Here is a 19,458-nt window from a genome sequence, read left to right as displayed (position 1 = left end):
ATGGATAAAACAAGTAAAGAATTAATAAAAGTTGATGCAAATACTATCAACGAATTAGAAAACGAGCTTTCAAGTTTGCTTAAAACTAGAAATCAAGAGTTAAAAGAACAAATTAAAAAATTAAGCGAAGAGCAAAATAAATTTGAATATCAATTAAATGATAAATTAAAGAAAATTGAAAAAGCTAAAAGCGAGATAAAACCTAAGTCTAACGCAGCATTAATTACTTTATTAAGTATATTAATAATACTTGTAGTAATTGATGTCGGGATTAGAATTTTTGCTAATTAATCTAGGAAATTCCTAGATTAAATATAATAATCCTTGCAGTCTTTAAAATCGCAAAAAAGCACCGCATCAACACCTATTAAAGCGGCTTTTTCAATATCGCTAGTATCTTTTATAAAAGATAAAATCTTACTATCAAATAAATATTTTTCTGCTAAAAATACGCTGTCTTTTAAGATTTTAGCATTTGGGATAATGTATTCACAAAGTGCTGCATTTGATTGCAAAACTTCACTTAAAGTATCGCAAAATATAGCTCTTTTAATATTTGGCTTTGATAATATTTCTTCGCTAAATTTTACACAACTTACATTATTTACACTAAATCCTAATTCAAATTCTAAAGCTGTAAATTGATTTTTTATATAATCTAATCCATAAATTAACATTATTTATCCTTAAGTGCATTTTCTAAAAACAATATTTCATTTATATAATTTTTTTGCAAATATTCTAAATTAATTGAGATTTGCTCTAATTCTTCTAAATTATAATCATTTAATTTTGCTAATAATTCATCGTAATCTAAGGCGAATTCAAAACCTTTTGCAAAATTAATTTTAGTATTATTATAAATTAGTTCTAAGTCTTTTAAAATTGATATTTGATTTGATATTTTCTCTAGCATATTAATTAAAATTCTTTTTTATTTCATCTAATTCATCTTGGGTATATCCAGCCATAATTCTAGCGTTTTCATTCATATTTTTAATAGGTCTTATTAAGTGTTTGTATTCTAAGAGTAAATCACAAAAATTCTCATTTGTCCCACCTGCGTTTTTATACCATCTATCGCCTTTATTTACATGGCTTATTTCATCGTGTAAGATGATTTTTAAAACTTCTAATAATTTTGATTTTATTTGGTGTTTTGTGCTGCTTATTTTTTTAACCACAAAAGGATTAGCATCAAGCCCACAAGCTTCTAAATGCCTATGCACAACCCCCATTCTAACCTTAAAACTAGAATTAGTAGCTCTCATAGCGTCAAATAAATTAGTATGCACCCCAAAATCTCCGTATTTATATCCTAGCTCATTTAAAGCGTCGTTTAATAGACTAAAGTGTAAGCATTCTTCTTTAGCTATTTCTAAAAAATCACTCGCAAACAAAAGCCCGCCGGTATGATAAAATCTATAAGCAGCATCTAATGCAAGGTCAATTGCTGAATATTCAATATGAGCTATTTGGTGTAAGGTCTTTGCTAAAGCATTATCAGAACTTAGTTCTTTTGGTCTTTTAATCCTTGTTGGGTGAATAATCTCAAGGCTTTTTGCATAACTTGGCTCTTCTAAAACTAAAGGCTCGTATTCATTATAAGCTAGGTTATTGCTTAAAAAATCATCGTAAAAATCATCAAATTTAGCTAATTTTTTAGCATAATCACTCTCGCTTAAAACATCAAATAAAGTATGCGAATAATCTTTCATATTAGTCCTTAAAGCTTATAAATGAGATTTTTTATTTTATAAAATCTTTGATAAAAACATAGTTTTACCAAAGATTATTAAAAAGAATTTAAATAAATACTATTTAAATTCTTTTATTGTCTATAAATCTTGATTTTATTTTACGAAATTAATAAATATTTTGATTTACCAATATTTTAACTAAGTCAAATTTAGCTAGATTTTGCGATGGAATTTTTAATATATCTAATAGATTTTAATTTCACATTTGTGTAAATAAAGTGAAATTATTTTTTAAGGAGATAGCCATGAAAAAGGGCTTTACAATGATTGAGTTGATTTTCGTAATCGTAATTTTAGGAATTTTAGCAGCAGTTGCAATTCCAAAACTAAATGCTACAAGAGATGACGCAGAGATAGCAAAACTAAGCACAAATATCTCAACAATTATGGGTGATTTCGCATCTTATTATACCTCTAAGGGCAAATTAGAAGCTCAAGCAGATATTAAGAGAATGACAAACGTTGCTTTAGAAACTGACAACAAAACTTTAAATGTTAAAGGTAAAGGTTGTTTAACATTTACAATAGATACTAAAACACCTTCAAAATTAACAGTTGCTGCAGTAGCTAGTTCAGATACAGTATGCCAAAATGCATTAAAACTTAGTTCAGTTCAAAGTATTTTAACTAGTACTGATGCAACAACAGGTGCAACCAAAACAATTAAAGCTCCAAATGATTCTGTAGATTTTGACTTCGCTTCAAGTGGTGTAAGCTGGTAATATTAATTTAACTAAAATAATTTTTAGTTGCCTAGTTAGGTTTTTCCTAACTAGGCTTTTTTAAATTTGAAAGGATAAAGATGAAAAAAGCTTTTACAATGATAGAACTAATCTTCGTAATAGTTATTCTAGGTATCTTAGCAGCAGTCACGATACCTAAACTAAATGCTACGAGAGATGACGCTGAATTAGCTAAAGCAAATACAAATCTTACAACTTTAATTGGAGATATAACGAGCTATTATACTTCTAAAGGAATACTACCTACTAGTAATAATCCACAAGATTTAACAGGTGTTGCTTTATATCATAATAAAAGTTGTGAACCTGCAAGAGCTGGTGGTGCTGCTTGGATGAAAGTAAATAATACTTGTGAATGCTTATTACTAAAATTTGGGACTAATAGTAATGGCGAAGCCTTTTATTCTTTTTCAGCAAAAAAAGGTGCTGGCGATAAAGACCCTACTTGTCAAAAATTTATAGATAATATAAGTAATTCAGGTATATTTGGTAATGGTTATACAAATCATGATTTTAAAACACCAAAAAGCACTTTAGATACTTCGGATATATACTTTAGACTAGGTGGAAGTGGAGTATTATGGTAAAACAAGCTTTCACAATGATAGAGCTAATATTTGTTATTGTAATATTAGGAGCTTTAGCAGCAGTTGCAATTCCTAAACTAAATGCTACAAGAGATGATGCTGAAATAGTTAAAGCTAATCAAAATATTACATTATTAATAGGAGATTTAGCTAGTTATTACACAGCTCATAATGAGTTTGCTAAAGATATTAAAACAATGACAAATGTTGCTTTAGATAGTGGAGTTTATAAAGTTAAAAATAAGCCTTGTTTAGAAATAAGCCTTGATGATTATTATGTAGTAATAAAAAAATCAAAAGGTCAAGATAAGGTATGCGATATAGTATTAAATGACCCTAAAATAATATCAAACCTGACAGGAAGAATTTCAAAAACAAATAATAATTTTACAGATATTTCAAAAAGTGATATTATTTACATTCCTGTTGGTGGAAGTAATGTGGTGTATTAAGAATTTAAATTAGGAATTTTAAAATAAATTTCTTATTTTAAATTCCTACAATTTATTATTTATTCTTATTTAATTTTTACAATCAAGCTATAATGAAATCCACAAAATAGTCTTAAATTTCGTTATGTTGTTTAATTCTAATATTAACTAAATTACTTTTTGATATACTACACTACGAAAAAGCATTGATTTTGATATTAAAAATTACAATAATAGGAGTAAAAATGGGCGAAAACGATATAATTGCAACCAAACAACAAGTAAGAAAAGCTGGAGATAATATAAGAATAGGTATTGCCACTGAAAACGACTATGAGATAGTGTCTTTTTGGAGAAGTGTTCACGCTCAAATAATGTCAAGCTTTGCAACATCAATTAATAGAAAACTAAAAACAAATAAAATTACCCCTATAGTAGTAGCAAGAAGATTAAAAAGGCTAAATTCTGTTGAATACAAGTTAAAAAGATTTCCAGATATGAAGCTTGATAGAATGCAAGATATTGCAGGACTTAGGATAGTATTTACCAATCTTGACAATACTAAAACTTTTCAGCAAATTATGGAACAAACCTATCTTAAGGGTATAAAAAAATTTAAACTTTTACGAACTAGTGATTATATCAATAAACCAAAAGATGATGGATACCGCTCAATCCATCAGATTTATGAATATCAAGATACGACAAAAAGAGCCTTAGAATTGCAACTTAGAACACAATTGCAGCATTTTTGGGCTACAGCAGTGGAAGTTTTAGGAATAACTAGTAAATCAAAAATCAAGCAAGGTGAAGGGGAAGAACAATATAAAGAATTTTTTAGATTATCAAGTGCTTTGTTTTGTATGATAGAACAAACAAAAATTCACGAAAATTATAATAAATTTACACAACAAGAAATATGCCAAAAGATTTTAGAACTAGATAAAAAATACAACATATTAGCAATGCTTTCTGGACTTTTAGTATCTAGCAAAAACATTGAAGAATTTCAAAAAAAGATACATTATTATTTTGTAATAGACCTTGATATGAATACAAGGCGTTTAAGGATTACTGGATATAAAAAATCAGATTTTGAAAAAGCTAAAGAATATTATGATTTTTTAGAACAAAAATCAAAAAATGCAAACAATACTGATGTAGTGCTTGTATCATCAGACAAAATTAAAACACTAAGGAAAGCCTATCCTAACTATTATTTAGATAGTAGAGAATTTGTAGAAGTTATCAAAGCAGCTATCAAAGAAAACATTAAATCTTAAATTATAATTTAGATAAAAACTAATTGAAAAATGGAATTTAAAACTATATATTTATTTTAAATTCCTAAATTAAATTCTTAATATAGTTAAAACGAGTATTTAGCTTCTAATCTAGTTTTATAAGTTTTAATATTTTTCATATCGGTTTTAGTAATCGCATAATCATAAAATGCGCTAAATTTTAATTGCTTAGAATATTTATAAACAATTTTTGGCATTAATTCTGTTTGCTTATATTTAGCTAAATCAAGCTTTACCCCGCCATCAATTATGCTAAATAAAAAATTAAAATTATCATATTTATAAGATATATTTGAATACAAATATTCTCTTTTGCCTATTCCACCATAAAATCCATCTATTATCGTTTTTCCCGAATGCAAAAGCAATCCTTTATCATGCCAAGTTACAAAACTTGCTTTATCCTTTTTACCATAATTTATATAGCCTAACTCAAAATCAAAATTCTTAAATCCGACTAGAATTTCAACGCCATAAAATACAGAATTACTTGCATTTAGAGAAGTTTTGTAATTTTGCTTTAATGATGTGCTAGTTAGTTGAGAATTAAAAGAATAATGATAACTCTTCTTATCTCCTAAATAACTTTTCAAATCCACTCCATAAAAAATAGCAAAATCATTAAGATAATCAGCACCTAAAGTAAGATTTATTAAATCATTATGATAATTAATATTTAACCCATAAAGGTTTTGATTATAGATTTGTGATTTTAAATTCTTTGGCAGATTTGTGGCTTTCAGTGGTATTTTATAAGATATTTGATTTATTGCTTTTTCGTTTATCAAACTACTTTCACTCAAATCAAAATTATCTACAAAATAAGCATTTATATTTGTATTATCTAAAGAATGATTATCAATTAAAAACGAAGTAACCAAAACCCCATCATTAAACATACTAGGCACTTTTAATCTACCAAAACTAAAGCTTGTATTAAAATTAGTATAAGTTAAATTCGCTTCTTTTAAATGAAAATTATCATTAGTATTAATATAAGCATTATTTGAATAACTAAAAGATTTTGTATCATATCTAAACACTGCATTAGCCTTGTAATTATCAGCTAAATTTAGGCTTAATTTATAATCTAATCTAATTTTGTGTGCTGGTTGAGTTAAAGCAATATCCTTAACTCTAGTAGTATCATAGCGATACCTTAAAAAACCATCTAAATCTACATTTTTTATTGATTGTTCTAAACTAAGTGCATTGGCACAAACAGCAACTAAACTTAAAGAAATTGTTGTTTTAATATTCATTTTTATCCTTTTTTATGAGAATGATAAATATTATTAAAACAAACTTATATTTAAATTAATTATCATAATAAATATTAAATAATATGATAATTTAAATTCTTTAAGAATTATTTTTTATATATCAAATTAAGTTTTGAATTCTCATAATAAAATGAATAATAAATATTATTCTTTTTAATAATTTCATAAGTTTATTAGTTTAAAATATTAAATATAAAAATTAATTTTATTTTAAGGAGTTATATGAAAAAGTTATTTTTAAGTTGTCTTATATCATCTTTTGCATTAGCAAATAGTATGTACTTAAATAAAGATGTTGAAATTAAACTTGATGGTAAAATAATAGGAACTGCTAGTTTATTAGCACCTGTAAAAGTCATTTCAAGCAATAACGATACTAGCAAAGTTGAGCTAATTGGATATGTTAATGATAATTATCAAGAAGAAATAGTTAAAAGTTTTTCTCAAATTGAAAATTATATGAGTTTTCACGATAACAATGACAATCCAACATACAAAGGTGACGCTAATCCATACATTAAAATGCTTGAAGTGTTGCAAGATGAATATGGAGAAAATTGGCATAAAGTAAGCATAACTTTTGATGTAAATTCAAATGATTTAGTAGCTAGCAAAGATAAAATCTTTAAAAATGCAAAAAGTTTTTACGAGCAAACTTGCTCGCCTTGTCATTTGTTGCACGATACTAAAGAATATTCGGTAAATCAATGGCCTTCAAATCTTGAAAGCATGATAAGTTCTGGTTATGTGGAGCTAAGCAAGGATGAAAAAAGCTTAATTATTAAATATTTACAAAATCACGCAAAAGACATTAAATAAAGGAGAAGAATATGAAAAGAAGAAGTTTTTTAAAACTAAGTGCAGTAGCAGGAGTTGGATTACAAGCTAGCAAAATTGAAGGTATCAAAGATACAATTTTTGATGATAAAAAGGCTTTAGTATCTGATAGGTTTGGTAGTTTTTACGCAAATATTAATAGTTCTCAAATCGTTAGCGTTACACCTTTTGAAGGAGATAAATTCCCTAATACTATGAATAATTGTGTTCCAGATAGAACACAAAACGAAAGCCGTGTTTTATATCCTTGTGTTAGAAAAAGCTACCTAGAAGGAAAAAAGAAAAACGATTTAAGGGGTGAAGAAGAATTTGTAAGAGTTAGTTGGGAAACAGCACTTGATTTAGCAGCAAAAGCGCTTAAAGAAAATTTTGACAAATATGGCCCTGAAGCTATATATGGCGAATGCTATTGGTGGGGTGGCTGGGGTAAAATTAGCTGGGGAAGAACCACAGCTCATAGAATGCTAAAAATCCTAGGTGGATATGTTGAAGAAAGTGGAGACTATTCAACCGGTGCTGGTATGGTAATATTACCACATATTTTTGGCTCAAACACCGTTTATGAAGCACCTACAACTTGGAAAAGTATTTTAGAAAATGCAAAAAGTGTTGTATTTTGGGGAACTGACCCGCTAGTAACAAATCAAATTGCAGTTGGCACACCAACTCACACTAATTATGAATATTTCACAAAATTAAAAGAACTAAGTAAAGCAGGAAAAATCAAAACTTATAGCATAGATGTATATGCTAATAATACAAATCGTTATATTGAAAGTGAATTAATATCAGTTCGCCCTAATACAGACACTGCAATGATGATAGGAATGTGTTGTTATTTATATGAAAGTGGAAAATATGCAAAAGATTTCATTAAAAAATATACGGTTGGCTTTAATAAATTTAAAGAATACTTTATGGGCGAAAATGATGGAATAAAAAAAGATTTAACTTGGGCTAGCAATATTTGTGGAGTAGATACAACAACATTAAAAAAATTAGCAGATGATTTATGCGATAATAAATCAATAATTATTGCAGGTCGTGCAATACAAAGACAAGACCACGGCGAGCAAGCACATTGGATGATAACAATACTAGCAACAATGTTAGGGCATATAGGAAGCAAGGGTTGTGGATTTGAGTTTAGTTTAGGATATTATTCTCAAGGTGCTGATAAATTTATAGCACCTACTTTAAAAGGACTTTCATCTATTCCAAGCGATGATTTAGGAGACGAAAATAGTCCTTGGAAAAAATTTGAAAACATAACAATTCCAAGTTCAAGAAGTATTGACGCTATGCTAAACCCAGGTAAAATAATTGACCAAAATGGTAAAAAAATAAAACTTCCACATATTAAAGTAGCATTTAATGCTAGTGGGTCATTTTTTACTCGCCATCAAGATGTAAATCGTGCTATTGAAGGATTTAAAAAGGTTGATACGATTATTACAGCTGAACCATTTTGGACTTCACAAGCAAAATTAAGTGATATTGTTTTACCTGTTGCTATTGAGCCTGAGCGTTATGATATAGAAGCTAGTACAAATTCTGAATATATTTTCTTAAATAAGCCTGTAATTGAACCTATGGGAGAGAGTAAAAGCGATTTTTGGATTTGTAAAGAAATTTGTAAAAGATGGGGAGTAGAAGAAATATTTACAGAAGGAAAAGCAACCGAGCTTGATTGGATGAAATATATTTATAACGACGCTTTACAACAAGGAAAATCATTAGGATATGATATGCCAACTTTTGACGAAGCACTTAATAAAGGATTTGTTAGATTTGATAAAGTAAATAAAGATACAGAGTATTACACAAGACTTAGTGATTTTGTAAACAATCCGCATAAATATAGATTAGGAACACCAAGTGGAAAGATTGAGATTTTCTCTCCAACAATTGCAAAAATGGGTTATGATGATTGTTTAGGTCATCCTGCTTGGTTTGAACCATTTGAGTGGGTTGGTAACAAAGAACAAATTAAAAAATATCCAATCGCTGTTGTAAGTCCTCATTCTAGATTTAGACTACACTCTCAGCTAAATAACTCACTTATTAGAAATTATGCTGAAGTAAATGGCAGAGAGCCTATGATAATTCATCCTGATACTGCAAAAGCAAGAGGTATTAAAACAGGCGATATTGTAAGAGTATATAACGATAGGGGCGAAATTTTAGCAGGTGCATTAGTAAGTGATATTGTAAGGGCTGATACTATTATAATTTGTGAAGGTGCTTGGTATGACCCTGAAGTTTATGGGAAAAAATCACTTTGTCAGCACGGATGCGTAAATGTGCTAACTCGTGATAAAGGAACATCAAAACTAGCTCAATCAAACACAGCTCACACAACCTTAGTAGAGATTGAAAAATTCAAAGGTGTTATTAGACCTTTAAGAGCATTTTCTAAACCAAAAATCATTCAAGGTTAAATAAAAAGCGAGATTTATTCTCGCTTTTAAATTCCAACTCCAATACTTCATAAAATAATGCAGCCGTATATTAAGAGATTTACTAAAATAAAAGAAGAGCCAATAAATACAAAAAACGAATCAAGCAACAATTCATCTTTTAAATACATATAAAAATAATAAGCATTTGCAAATATAATAAATATAGAATTAGCAGTTATATCTAAGGCTGAAAAAGTGGTTAAATGCTTAAATACAAAAATACAATAAGCGTAAAAAATTACACTCAATACGAAAATAAAAAAATCAACTTTATTAAAAAATCTTACCATTTTAAATTCCTTTTATTTTCATACTATCAAAAATAAAAGGAATTAGCTAGAAAAATTAATTTTGCACTTTTTATAATTTAATCTATTTTATATTCACACGCTACTTGATAGCCTAAATCACAAGATTTTCTTACATATTCCTTAGCCAAGCTTTTATTGGTATAATAATAAAAGTTACCTAAGTTATTGCAAGCTATAGCCTCTCCTAAATTACAAGCTTTTTCATAAAGCATTTTCGCTCTTTCTTTATTGTTTTCTTTCGTATAATAAATATTTCCTAAATTAGTACAAGCATTTAAATATCTTAAATTACAAGATTTTTCATAATAACTCTTTATTTCATTCATTAATGCAGGATTTTGGCTTTGCTCTAACATATATGCTATATTGTGGCATGATATAGGCTCATTATTATTACAAGCTAACATATAATAATTAATCCCTTTAGTAAATTCTTCCTTACTTTTAGCACTATAAATATAAGCAGTTCCTAATTCCATACAAGCTGACATATAATTAAGCTCGCAAGACTTTTCTAAATACTTAATAGATTCTGCTATTTGCATTTCTTTTGCCTTAGCAATTCCTATGTTATAACAATCATTTGCATTGTTACAAATTACTTGATTATTAGCAAAACAAGCACTAACACAAAATGCCAATACTAAAAACTTTTTCATCAACACTCCTTTTAATTTTGCGTATCTTAGCATATTTTACAAAGATTTTACATTGTAGAAATCTTAACAATTTTTTTTAGTCTATAATTAGCCCAATTTTTTAAAAAGGAAAGGTAATGGCAAGAGAAAACATTATTATAACGATACTTTTTGCTATCGTTTGTGTTGGCTTTTTGTTTTGGGGTTATAGCACCACAAATTATTATATATTCTTCACAATTGCTGCAATTTTTGGAATATTTTTAGCATTCAATATAGGTGCAAACGATGTTGCAAATGCTTTTGGAACGAGTGTTGGAGCAAAAACTCTTAGCATAAAACAAGCTTTAATAATAGCTGCGATATTTGAATTTAGCGGAGCATTTTTTGCTGGTGCTGAAGTAACTGCTACTATTAGAAGTGGTATTGTAAGCGTTAAAGAAAACATAGAACCTATGCACTTTGCTTATGTTATGATGAGTGCTTTGTGTGCTGCTAGTGTTTGGATTTTTATAGCTACTTATAAATCTTTACCTGTTAGCTCAACTCATTCAATAGTAGGCGGGATTTTAGGTGCTGCACTAGCTTTAGGTTTCATAGCCGAAAATAACGCTACTCAAGTTAGCTGGGGTGGGATAGGAACCATTGTTGCTAGTTGGTTTATATCTCCTGTATTAGGCGGGGTTTTGAGTTATTTTGTTTATTCATTAGTTTATAAATTCATTGTAGTTCCTACTAAAGAAAAGGAAAATATTTTAAAGCAAATCAAAAAAGATAAAGCAGAGTATAAAAAACAATATATAGATGAATTTATGCAAAGCGAAAAATCTAAGCAATATAGTGAGCTTTACGGCATTTTGCTTAACGAAAAAGGCGAATACGCAAATAAATTAAAAGAATTTACAAAAAAAGAAAAAGCAGTTGATGTAGCAGGATTTTTAAGCAAACGCATACCTGTTTTAGCTACTTTAATAGCTTTTGTAATTTCATCTATGTTATTTTTTAAAGCCTTAAATAATGTTGATACAGGACTTAGTCATTTTAGTATAGGATTAATCATCTTATTAATTTGTATTAGTGCTTATATAATTTGTGTAGGAATTATTAATATTATGAAAAAAGGCGAACCAAAAAAAGCAGTAAATCGTATTTTTTCATGGTTTCAAATATTTACAGCTTGCACATTTGCCTTTTCTCACGGAGCAAACGATATTTCAAACGCAGTTGGACCATTTGCTGCGATTTTAGATATTTTACACACAAATACAATAAATCCAACTTCAGCAGTGCCTACTATTGTAATGTTAGTATTTGGTATTTCACTAGTTGCTGGGCTTTGGTTTTTAGGCAAAAGCGTTATTAAAACCGTTGGCAAAAGTCTAGCAAAAATCAAGCCTACCACAGGTTTTAGTGCCGAGTTTGCTTCAGCTATTGTAATACTTCTAGCAACTCAACTAGGAATTCCAATCAGCTCAACTCATATTCTAATAGGTGCGGTATTAGGAATTGGAGTATTTAACAAAAACGCAAATTGGAAAATGATGAAGCCAATAGGCTTAGCATGGATGATAACCTTACCTGCTAGTGCTTTAATTTCGGCATTTTTCTTAAGCTTACTTTATTATTTATTTTAGGAGATTTAATGAATCAAATTCAAGATGATATTTTAAAGACAAAAGAAGGCAAAAAATCCTTTAAAAACGCAATCATTAGCTGTTGGCTAGGAACTGCTATGGAATATGCTGATTTTGTTTTATACGGCCTTGCGGCTGCAACCGTTTTTGGTAAAGTTTTTTACCCAGAGCAAACTCCTATAATCGCTCTAATGCTAAGCTTTGCAACCTATGGAGTTGGCTTTATTGCTAGACCTATTGGAGCTTTCTTTTTTGGTAGATTAGGAGATAAATATGGTCGTAAAGAAGTTATGATGATAACTATATTTTTAATGGGTGCAGCGACTACTTTAATAGGATTTATCCCATCTTATAATAGCATAGGCATTTTAGCGCCTTTATTATTAGTGATTTTAAGATTTTTACAAGGTTTTGGAGCAGGAGCTGAACTTAGCGGTGGAGCTATTATGTTAGGTGAATACGCACCTAGCAAAAATCGTGGTTTAGTATCATCAATCATTGCACTAGGCTCTAATAGTGGGACTTTAATTGCTAGTGGAATTTGGTTTTTACTTGGATTTTTAGATGATAAAGACTTTTTAGAATGGGGCTGGAGATTGCCATTTATATTTAGCTTTTTAATAGCTGCATTTGCCTTGTATCTAAGACGCTTTGTAGGAGAAACACCTGTATTTGCAAAACAAAAAGAACAAATGCAAAAACAACGAGAACAAAATTTAAAAACTCACAAAACCGAAAACAAAACTTTTTGGCAAAAAAACAAATCATTTTTTATTATGCTAGGTCTTAGAATGGGAGAAAACGCCCCATCTTATATAGCTCAAAGCTTTTTAGTAGGTTATGTTTATACTATTTTATTATTAGACAAACAAATAGCTACAACAGGGGTTTTAATAGCTTCATTTTTAGGATTTTTGGTTATTCCATTATCTGGATGGCTAAGCGATAAATTTGGTCGTCGCATTATGTATAGGATATTTTGCTTATTATTAATGATTTATGCAGTTCCTGCATTTATGTTACTTGATAGCAAAAATGAAATAATAGTAATTTGTGTAATTGTCGTAGGAATGTGTCTTGCATCTTTAGGGATTTTTGGAGTTCAAGCAGCTTACGGAGTTGAAATGTTTGGGTGCAAAAATCGTTATACAAAAATGGCACTAGCTAAAGAAATCGGTGGCATTTTATCAGGTGGAACTGCACCATTTTTAGCGACTTATTTTATAAATCTAACTCATAATTGGTATTTAATCGCTGCTTATTTTATATTTATGGCAGGAATTGGATTTGTTACTACATTTTTTGCTCCTGAAACTAGGGGTAGAGATTTAAATCTTATTGAAGATGCTATATGAAAATCGTAATTGATACTGATATAGGCAATGGTATTTGTGGGGCTAATACTGATGATGGCTTAGCCCTAGCACTTGCAATTGCTAGTAAAAAGATTGATTTAAAAGCAATAACAACTCTAAGCGGAAATGTGATAAATCACAAAGCTTATGCAGTCGCAAGGAATTTAATTTCTAAATTAGGGATTAAAATTCCTGTATTTTTAGGCTCAAGTAAGGCTTTATTAGAAGATGAAACGCCGTGGAGAAAAAGACTTGATGAGAGTGTTTATAATTTTAAATTAGAACACTTATGGCAAGATTTTAAACCTATTAAACTTTATAAAAACGCCAAATTAAACGCTGTTTATAAATTATGCGAATTAGCAAGAGTTTATAAAAATGAGCTTATTGTTTGTGCTATTGGACCACTTACAAACATAGCTCAAGCTTGTATTTTAGATAATGAGTTTGCAAAAAATGTAAAAGAGATTTTAATTATGGGCGGGGTATTTGATATGAGTAAATACCCTAAAGATACTAATTTTGGTTTTGACCCAGAAGCTGCTAGGATTGTGCTAAGAAGTGGGGCAAAAATCACTCTAGCACCTTACAATATCACAATGCAAACTAGCCTAACTCATAAAGATTTAGAAGAAATAAAAGCAATTAATAATAAATTATGTGATTTTTTATATACAAGTATTAAGCCTTGGATAAGTTATGCAGAGCTTACAAGAAATAGCATTGGCACTTGGATACACGATGCTTTAATAATTGCATACTTGCTAGATTCTAGCATTTGTAAAAGCGATGAATATTATGTAGATATAGAAACTTGTGGCGAAGCAAGGGGCAAAAGCTTAAGATATGATAAAAATCTTAATATGAATATAGGCATTGATTTAAGCAAGTTAAACCTAGTAAAGGTTTTAAAAGATATTGATAATGAAAAATTATTAAAGCTAATAAAGGCAACTTTAAATGAATTTGGCAATTGATATAGGCTCAAATACTCTTAAAATAGCTGTATTTGATAAGGTTTTAAAAAACAACGAAAAGGTCTTAAACTTAGGACTATTTTATGAAAACGAGTGTATAAATGATGAAGGAATTAAGGTCTTAATCAATGCACTTGATGAGCTAAATTATGATTTAAGCAAGGCAAAAGTAGTTGCTACTGCAATTTTTAGAAAAAGTAAAAATGCTGATTTAATAGCTAATATGCTTTATCAAAAATACGGCTTTAAATTAAAAATATTAAGCCAAAACGAAGAAGCAAGGCTTACTAGATTAGGGGTTGGAATTTCAATTCAAGGTGATTTTACTTTAGTAGATGTTGGTGGGTATTCAACAGAAATTACAAGTAATGATAAAAAATTATTACTTGATATAGGACTTTTATCTTTTTATAAAAGCGTAAAAGAAAAAAACTTAGATATTAAAGACTACGCATATACACTTTTAAACCCTTATAAAAACGAGCTTAAAAGCTATCCAAGACCAATTGTTCTAGCATCAAAAACGGGAATATTTGCAAAAAGTATTGCAAAAAATATTGCTTATAAAGATATTGATGATTTAGAGTTTCATAATAGCATTGTAAATAAAGATGAATTATATAAATTAATTGATTTTATTAATACAAATAATGCCGAAAAAAGAGATTTAATGCTAGGAGTTAATAGAGATTTTGCAGTGCTTTGCGGGGCTTATTTTATTGATACTTTATTTGATGATTTTGAATTTATCATTTCAGCTTATGGGCTTAAAGAAGGAATTTTATTAGGAGAATAGTATGAAAAAATTATGGGGCGGTAGATTTAGCCAAGCTACGGATAAATTAGTAGAAAATTACACAGCGACTTTGCCACTTGAAAACAGACTTGCTTTAATAGATATAAAAGGAAGCATAGCACACGCAAAAATGCTTGAGCGTCAAAAAATCATAAACTCTCAAGAATTAGCAGAGATTTTAAAAGGCTTAGAAATTATTCAAAACGAATTTATAGAAAATAAATTTGAGTTTAATATAAGCGATGAAGATATTCATATGGCTATTGAAAAAAGACTTAGTGTTTTAATAGGTGCAAGTGCTGGCAAACTTCACACTGCAAGAAGTAGAAACGACCAAACCGCACTAGATGGAATATTACAAATGAAAGAATTTGTATTAGGAATTAGAGCTAATTTAAAAGAATTAATGCAAGAGATTTTAAACCAAGCTAAGACCAATTTAGACTTAATTATGCCAGGCTTTACTCATCTTCAAACTGCTCAACCGATTTTATATTCGCATTGGATAATGGCGTATTTTTGGATGTTTAAAAGAGATTATGATAGATTTTTAAATCTATACAACTCATTAAACGAATGTCCGTTAGGCTCGGCTGCACTTGCTGGGACTACTTTTAATATAGATAGATTTTTTAGCGCAAATGAACTTGGCTTTGCAAAGCCAAGTGAAAATAGTATTGATAGTGTTAGCAATAGAGATTATATGCTTGAGTTTTGTAGTGTTAGTGCAATTTGTTTTAGCCATCTTTCACGCCTTTGTGAAGAGCTAATTATTTTTAATTCAAATGATTATAAATTCATTGAGCTAAGTGATGATTTTTGCACGGGTTCAAGCATAATGCCACAGAAAAAAAACCCCGATGTATGCGAAAAAATGCGTGGCAAAACAGGTAGAATTTATGGCAATCTAATCTCAATGCTAACTATTATGAAAGGTTTGCCACTAGCTTATAATACCGATATGAGCGAAGATAAAGCAAGTGTTTATGATACTCAAGATACCATAAAAGATAGTCTAATAATAATTACAAAACTAATTGCAAAAATGAAACCAATTAAAGAAAATATGCTAAGAGCAGCTGCTAATGGATATTCAAATGCTACTGATTTGGCTGATTATTTAGCTAAAAAAGGTGTGCCATTTAGAAAAGCTCACGAAATTACTGGAAAATTAGTAAGCTATGCAATCTCAAAAAAACTTAAATTAGATGAATTAAGCTTAGATGAATTAAGGCTTGAGTGTGATTTAATTGAAGATGATATTTATAAAGCAATTGATTTAAAAACTTGCGTTGATTTAAGAAATTCTTATGGTGGGACATCAGAAAACGCAGTAAAAACCCAACTCCTAAACGCTCAAAAAACATTAGAAAATCTAGGAATTTAATTTTAAACTATGTTTAAAGATAGTAAAGGCTATCTTTAAACTTGAAATTTATTATCTTAATAATTAAGCTTTTTATTTATATCTAATCATATTTTAAATTCATAAAACCTAGATTATAACAAATCACAATGCAACTAAAATATCAACCTAAAGGAGCAAAAAGAATTTGTAATTTTATCTTAGTATTAAAGTAATCTAAGTTATATTCTAGTGTTTTATACCCTAAACTACCATCAAAAAGTGGATATATAAGCCAAACTTCACTAACTTTAAAAGCTATTGCATAGGCAAATAATTGATATAAATCAGCTTGGCTAATATCACTTAACTTATTTATGATTTTATACTTTGTATCAGCGATGATTGTTTTATCTTTAAGCTCAATTAAAATATCAGGTCGCATTAAACAACGCTCATTTTGACCATCTTTTATTAAGTGTTTTTTTAATAATTGAGCACTTATTTTTATATTTGGATTGTGTTTTTTAAGCATAAAAGCTACATAATCTTCAAAAAGTCTATTCATATCAAAAAGCAAAGCATAAGCGTTATTATCCCCCGCAAATGGTGTAAAACTAAAACCATTTAAAAATAACTTACACCATAAAAGTATGTTTTCATAATAACTATAATGCTTATTTTTTACACTAAATTCACATTTTTTAATATCAATTAAACTAATATCATCAAAAGTCTTTAAATATTTTAAAATCTTTTTATTTTGACTTAGTTTTTTTAAATGAAATAATGTAGTTTTTATAGTTTGATTTATCGCATTGTCTATGATATATTCATCATTTTCGGTAAAAAATCGCTCTTTATGAATTAAGTTATGTTTTAAATTCTCATTAAAAAGCAATTTGCCTTTTAAAGTTGTTCTATTTTCAGCTATTTTTATATAATCACTCATAAGCCCTTTATTTAAAAGCACGAAAAGTTCTTCTAAAAACATTTCAACAAAGACTTCAAAAAGTGACATTTTTTCATCTTTTAGCGTTGCTTTAAGCGATTTTTTAAACGGACTTTTTTGTAAAGTTCTTAAAAGTTCTAAAAGTAGCTGCTTGGGATTTAACTCTCTTTCTTTACAATCCTTAAACATCTCATCTTTTAGCTCATAAGCCTTGCTTAAATCTATTCTTGGCATTATCTCATTACTTGGTTTTGAAACCTTAGGATAAATTTCTAAAACCCCACTTTTTGTCTTTATAAGCCCTACATAATTTCTTGCTTTTAGTTTATTTTTGCCGACTATTTTTAAAAACTTTGGGTTATTTTCAGCAAAGCTCATAAGCTCATTTAAAAACTCATCGTTATCAAGTGAGCTTATTATTTCGTGTTCGTGGGCTATTTCAATCTTCATATATTTTCTTAAAATCCGTTTCATTAAAATCATCGCTTAAATAAAACTTATTGGTATTTAAAATATTTTTAGTTTTTATCATACCATTATCATTAAGCACCGATTTTATCTGCGAATAATCATTATAAAAATACTCTTCTAAAAGTGGTAAAATCTTATTTCTAAACACAACTTTAAGCTCATCAATTTTGTTTATACCCATAAAATACGAATGTCCGATAAGCTTTTCATCTCCTATTAAATATTCAATTCTTTCATTCATTTTATTTAATAATTCTTGAAGATTTATCCCATCGCAATTAGAATTTAAAAGAAAACTATTAGGCATCATCTTTTTAAACTCAAACCTACGCCTTAATGCCGTATCAAGGGTAGTGATACTCTTATCAGCTGTATTCATAGTGCCTATTATATAAACATTATTTGGCACACCAAAACTCTCTTTACTATATGGCAACACTACTTCTAGCTCTTCAGCATTTCCTAGTCTTTTACTAGGCTCAATAAGTGTGATAAGCTCTCCAAAAATCTTACTAATATTTCCACGATTTATCTCATCAATAATGATTATATAAGGCTTTTTTATGGAATTTTCAACATATTCTTTTAAACCTAGAGTTTTTAAATAATCTATGATTACTTTAGCATAAGCAGAATTATAAAGTTGGTATTTTGGATTTTTATATAACTCTTTTATTGATTCTATATTAACTGGATAATCTTTATGCTTATCACTCATACCATCAAATTTAATTCTAAAAGTTATACCATCTCTAAACTGAATATGATATTTTGTATTTGGAATATTAAAATACTTTTCAGGGTCAGCTAAATCTATTGATGATTTTTCTTTTAATGTTTCTATTAAAATATCAAAATTATTGATTAACTCTGTATTACCTTTGGCTTGTTCGCATAAACTCTTAAAAATACCATTAGCTACAACATATTTTATTTCACCATTCTCAGAAATAGGTCTAATTCCTTCTACAAATTCTTCATATCCATAACTTTGATGAAAAGTGATAAATACGATTTGTCCGTTTTTTACATACTCCTTAAACTTTTTTTGCATTGCTTGTCTTGTGTCATTTTCGTTTGTTTGAGTTGAAAAATCTTCGCCCAAAATCTCTAAAGCTATATTTATAGTATCATAAGTCTTACCAACCCCTGGTGCTCCATATAAAATCTGATTTAACGGATATTTTTTCATAGGTATTTTACTCCTTTATTTTTTCATATAATATTTAAAAAACTTCATAATATATTAACTAGATAAAGTATAACAAATTTAACAATATCACTTACAAAAATTATGCAATATCTTAAATCTAAATCAAAATTAAAAAGTAGAAAATGATAAATATTTTTAATAAGGTAGTAATTTAAAACAATCATAAATATTTTTTATGCTAGTTTTTTGATTTTATTTGATTTTTATAAAAAAGGTGCTAAAGATAGCACCTTAAAAACTCCATTCATTAACGCAATAATCTTTATTGCGTTTTTAAAGATAGCCGAAGCTATCTTTAAAACTATTGTAATAATTTAGTTGTTTTTAAGGCGACAAGCACCTTAAAAACTCCTATTATT

Annotated in this window: 19 protein-coding genes and 1 pseudogene; 12 read left to right on the top strand and 8 right to left on the bottom strand. The window is 28.5% G+C overall.

Going from position 1 to position 19,458, the window contains the following annotated elements; all coding sequences use genetic code 11:
- A complete protein-coding gene (locus AVBRAN9331_RS06385) occupies positions 1 to 291 on the top strand; it encodes a hypothetical protein (protein ID WP_214117817.1) in 291 nt (96 codons plus the stop codon).
- Positions 292 to 308: 17 nt separating this feature from the next.
- Here the strand turns inward: AVBRAN9331_RS06385 and AVBRAN9331_RS06380 are convergent, their stop codons facing one another.
- Genes AVBRAN9331_RS06380 through AVBRAN9331_RS06370 form a run of 3 tightly spaced genes read right to left on the bottom strand, consistent with a single transcriptional unit; the run spans position 309 to position 1,718 of the window.
- Complete coding sequence (locus AVBRAN9331_RS06380; RefSeq protein ID WP_336612646.1) at positions 309 to 677, bottom strand: hypothetical protein; 369 nt, start codon at positions 675 to 677, stop codon at positions 309 to 311.
- Positions 677 to 916, bottom strand: a complete 240-nt coding sequence (locus tag AVBRAN9331_RS06375; protein WP_214117819.1) for a hypothetical protein — start codon at positions 914 to 916, stop codon at positions 677 to 679. Before AVBRAN9331_RS06375 ends, AVBRAN9331_RS06380 begins: the two co-directional genes overlap by 1 nt.
- Before the next feature lies 1 nt (position 917).
- Positions 918 to 1,718, bottom strand: coding sequence for a ferritin-like domain-containing protein (locus AVBRAN9331_RS06370; RefSeq protein WP_214117820.1), 801 nt, complete (start codon positions 1,716 to 1,718; stop codon positions 918 to 920).
- Positions 1,719 to 2,005: 287 nt separating this feature from the next.
- Between AVBRAN9331_RS06370 and AVBRAN9331_RS06365 the strand changes: the two genes are divergently transcribed.
- From AVBRAN9331_RS06365 to AVBRAN9331_RS06350, 4 genes are all read left to right on the top strand, one after another.
- Entirely contained in the window at positions 2,006 to 2,482 is a 477-nt protein-coding gene (locus tag AVBRAN9331_RS06365; RefSeq protein ID WP_336612645.1) for a type II secretion system protein, read from the top strand.
- 80 nt (positions 2,483 to 2,562) lie between these two features.
- A complete protein-coding gene (locus AVBRAN9331_RS06360) occupies positions 2,563 to 3,090 on the top strand; it encodes a type II secretion system protein (protein ID WP_336612644.1) in 528 nt (175 codons plus the stop codon).
- Complete coding sequence (locus tag AVBRAN9331_RS06355; protein ID WP_239803100.1) at positions 3,084 to 3,542, top strand: type II secretion system protein; 459 nt, start codon at positions 3,084 to 3,086, stop codon at positions 3,540 to 3,542. Before AVBRAN9331_RS06360 ends, AVBRAN9331_RS06355 begins: the two co-directional genes overlap by 7 nt.
- A 224-nt stretch (positions 3,543 to 3,766) precedes the next feature.
- Positions 3,767 to 4,804 carry a hypothetical protein gene (locus tag AVBRAN9331_RS06350; protein ID WP_214117823.1) on the top strand — a complete coding sequence of 346 codons (1,038 nt, stop codon included), beginning with the start codon at positions 3,767 to 3,769 and terminating at the stop codon, positions 4,802 to 4,804.
- An 86-nt stretch (positions 4,805 to 4,890) separates the two neighbouring features.
- Here AVBRAN9331_RS06350 and AVBRAN9331_RS06345 read toward each other — a convergent pair whose 3' ends face one another.
- Complete coding sequence (locus AVBRAN9331_RS06345) at positions 4,891 to 6,087, bottom strand: major outer membrane protein (RefSeq protein ID WP_336612643.1); 1,197 nt, start codon at positions 6,085 to 6,087, stop codon at positions 4,891 to 4,893.
- 243 nt (positions 6,088 to 6,330) lie between these two features.
- On the opposite strand from AVBRAN9331_RS06345, the gene AVBRAN9331_RS06340 reads away from it, so the two are divergent.
- Both AVBRAN9331_RS06340 and AVBRAN9331_RS06335 read left to right on the top strand, forming a co-directional pair.
- Entirely contained in the window at positions 6,331 to 6,927 is a 597-nt protein-coding gene (locus AVBRAN9331_RS06340) for a hypothetical protein (protein WP_336612642.1), read from the top strand.
- An 11-nt stretch (positions 6,928 to 6,938) separates the two neighbouring features.
- Complete coding sequence (locus AVBRAN9331_RS06335; protein ID WP_336612641.1) at positions 6,939 to 9,386, top strand: molybdopterin-dependent oxidoreductase; 2,448 nt, start codon at positions 6,939 to 6,941, stop codon at positions 9,384 to 9,386.
- Between the two features lie 47 nt (positions 9,387 to 9,433).
- On the opposite strand, the gene AVBRAN9331_RS06330 is transcribed toward AVBRAN9331_RS06335, so the two are convergent.
- Together AVBRAN9331_RS06330 and AVBRAN9331_RS06325 are read right to left on the bottom strand one after the other, a co-directional pair.
- On the bottom strand, positions 9,434 to 9,697 hold the full coding sequence (locus AVBRAN9331_RS06330) for a hypothetical protein (RefSeq protein WP_336612640.1): 264 nt from the start codon (positions 9,695 to 9,697) through the stop codon (positions 9,434 to 9,436).
- Between the two features lie 77 nt (positions 9,698 to 9,774).
- Positions 9,775 to 10,377 (bottom strand): tetratricopeptide repeat protein, encoded by a 603-nt coding sequence (locus AVBRAN9331_RS06325; RefSeq protein ID WP_336612639.1) that lies wholly within the window; start codon positions 10,375 to 10,377, stop codon positions 9,775 to 9,777.
- Positions 10,378 to 10,493: 116 nt separating this feature from the next.
- On the opposite strand from AVBRAN9331_RS06325, the gene AVBRAN9331_RS06320 reads away from it, so the two are divergent.
- Genes AVBRAN9331_RS06320 through argH form a run of 5 tightly spaced genes read left to right on the top strand, consistent with a single transcriptional unit; the run spans position 10,494 to position 16,505 of the window.
- Positions 10,494 to 11,990 carry an inorganic phosphate transporter gene (locus tag AVBRAN9331_RS06320; protein WP_336609560.1) on the top strand — a complete coding sequence of 499 codons (1,497 nt, stop codon included), beginning with the start codon at positions 10,494 to 10,496 and terminating at the stop codon, positions 11,988 to 11,990.
- Positions 11,984 to 13,345, top strand: coding sequence for an MFS transporter (locus AVBRAN9331_RS06315; RefSeq protein ID WP_442862228.1), 1,362 nt, complete (start codon positions 11,984 to 11,986; stop codon positions 13,343 to 13,345). Before AVBRAN9331_RS06320 ends, AVBRAN9331_RS06315 begins: the two co-directional genes overlap by 7 nt.
- The gene (locus tag AVBRAN9331_RS06310) at positions 13,342 to 14,322 is read left to right on the top strand and encodes a nucleoside hydrolase (protein WP_214119478.1); all 981 of its coding nucleotides are present in this window, start codon (positions 13,342 to 13,344) and stop codon (positions 14,320 to 14,322) included. Before AVBRAN9331_RS06315 ends, AVBRAN9331_RS06310 begins: the two co-directional genes overlap by 4 nt.
- The gene (locus AVBRAN9331_RS06305; protein ID WP_336612638.1) at positions 14,306 to 15,118 is read left to right on the top strand and encodes a Ppx/GppA phosphatase family protein; all 813 of its coding nucleotides are present in this window, start codon (positions 14,306 to 14,308) and stop codon (positions 15,116 to 15,118) included. The genes AVBRAN9331_RS06310 and AVBRAN9331_RS06305 overlap by 17 nt, the downstream gene beginning before the upstream one ends.
- A 1-nt stretch (position 15,119) precedes the next feature.
- Positions 15,120 to 16,505, top strand: coding sequence for an argininosuccinate lyase (argH, locus tag AVBRAN9331_RS06300; protein WP_214119474.1), 1,386 nt, complete (start codon positions 15,120 to 15,122; stop codon positions 16,503 to 16,505).
- Between the two features lie 142 nt (positions 16,506 to 16,647).
- Here argH and AVBRAN9331_RS06295 read toward each other — a convergent pair whose 3' ends face one another.
- Both AVBRAN9331_RS06295 and AVBRAN9331_RS06290 read right to left on the bottom strand, forming a co-directional pair.
- The gene (locus AVBRAN9331_RS06295) at positions 16,648 to 17,889 is read right to left on the bottom strand and encodes an McrC family protein (protein WP_336612637.1); all 1,242 of its coding nucleotides are present in this window, start codon (positions 17,887 to 17,889) and stop codon (positions 16,648 to 16,650) included.
- Positions 17,855 to 19,063, bottom strand: a pseudogene (locus AVBRAN9331_RS06290) (McrB family protein); the annotation flags it as partial. The gene AVBRAN9331_RS06295 and the pseudogene AVBRAN9331_RS06290, both read right to left, overlap by 35 nt.
- Positions 19,064 to 19,458 lie beyond the last annotated feature (395 nt).

It is taken from the genome of Campylobacter sp. RM9331 (assembly GCF_020137685.1).
GTDB lineage: Bacteria > Campylobacterota > Campylobacteria > Campylobacterales > Campylobacteraceae > Campylobacter_E.
The sequence above is the reverse complement of the archived record's forward strand: the minus strand, read 5'-3'. Positions and strand labels throughout refer to the sequence as shown.

Excerpts from the sequence above, each read along its gene's own strand:
- AVBRAN9331_RS06305 (WP_336612638.1), top strand. The coding sequence starts at position 14,306 with ATGAATTTGGCAATTGATATAGGCTCAAATACTCTTAAAATAGCTGTA.
- AVBRAN9331_RS06375 (WP_214117819.1), bottom strand. The coding sequence starts at position 916 with ATGCTAGAGAAAATATCAAATCAAATATCAATTTTAAAAGACTTAGAA.
- AVBRAN9331_RS06365 (WP_336612645.1), top strand. The coding sequence starts at position 2,006 with ATGAAAAAGGGCTTTACAATGATTGAGTTGATTTTCGTAATCGTAATT.
- AVBRAN9331_RS06380 (WP_336612646.1), bottom strand. The coding sequence starts at position 677 with ATGTTAATTTATGGATTAGATTATATAAAAAATCAATTTACAGCTTTA.
- AVBRAN9331_RS06295 (WP_336612637.1), bottom strand. The coding sequence starts at position 17,889 with ATGAAACGGATTTTAAGAAAATATATGAAGATTGAAATAGCCCACGAA.
- AVBRAN9331_RS06330 (WP_336612640.1), bottom strand. The coding sequence starts at position 9,697 with ATGGTAAGATTTTTTAATAAAGTTGATTTTTTTATTTTCGTATTGAGT.
- AVBRAN9331_RS06310 (WP_214119478.1), top strand. The coding sequence starts at position 13,342 with ATGAAAATCGTAATTGATACTGATATAGGCAATGGTATTTGTGGGGCT.
- argH (WP_214119474.1), top strand. The coding sequence starts at position 15,120 with ATGAAAAAATTATGGGGCGGTAGATTTAGCCAAGCTACGGATAAATTA.
- AVBRAN9331_RS06345 (WP_336612643.1), bottom strand. The coding sequence starts at position 6,087 with ATGAATATTAAAACAACAATTTCTTTAAGTTTAGTTGCTGTTTGTGCC.
- AVBRAN9331_RS06350 (WP_214117823.1), top strand. The coding sequence starts at position 3,767 with ATGGGCGAAAACGATATAATTGCAACCAAACAACAAGTAAGAAAAGCT.
- AVBRAN9331_RS06325 (WP_336612639.1), bottom strand. The coding sequence starts at position 10,377 with ATGAAAAAGTTTTTAGTATTGGCATTTTGTGTTAGTGCTTGTTTTGCT.
- AVBRAN9331_RS06335 (WP_336612641.1), top strand. The coding sequence starts at position 6,939 with ATGAAAAGAAGAAGTTTTTTAAAACTAAGTGCAGTAGCAGGAGTTGGA.
- AVBRAN9331_RS06360 (WP_336612644.1), top strand. The coding sequence starts at position 2,563 with ATGAAAAAAGCTTTTACAATGATAGAACTAATCTTCGTAATAGTTATT.
- AVBRAN9331_RS06370 (WP_214117820.1), bottom strand. The coding sequence starts at position 1,718 with ATGAAAGATTATTCGCATACTTTATTTGATGTTTTAAGCGAGAGTGAT.
- AVBRAN9331_RS06320 (WP_336609560.1), top strand. The coding sequence starts at position 10,494 with ATGGCAAGAGAAAACATTATTATAACGATACTTTTTGCTATCGTTTGT.
- AVBRAN9331_RS06355 (WP_239803100.1), top strand. The coding sequence starts at position 3,084 with ATGGTAAAACAAGCTTTCACAATGATAGAGCTAATATTTGTTATTGTA.
- AVBRAN9331_RS06385 (WP_214117817.1), top strand. The coding sequence starts at position 1 with ATGGATAAAACAAGTAAAGAATTAATAAAAGTTGATGCAAATACTATC.
- AVBRAN9331_RS06340 (WP_336612642.1), top strand. The coding sequence starts at position 6,331 with ATGAAAAAGTTATTTTTAAGTTGTCTTATATCATCTTTTGCATTAGCA.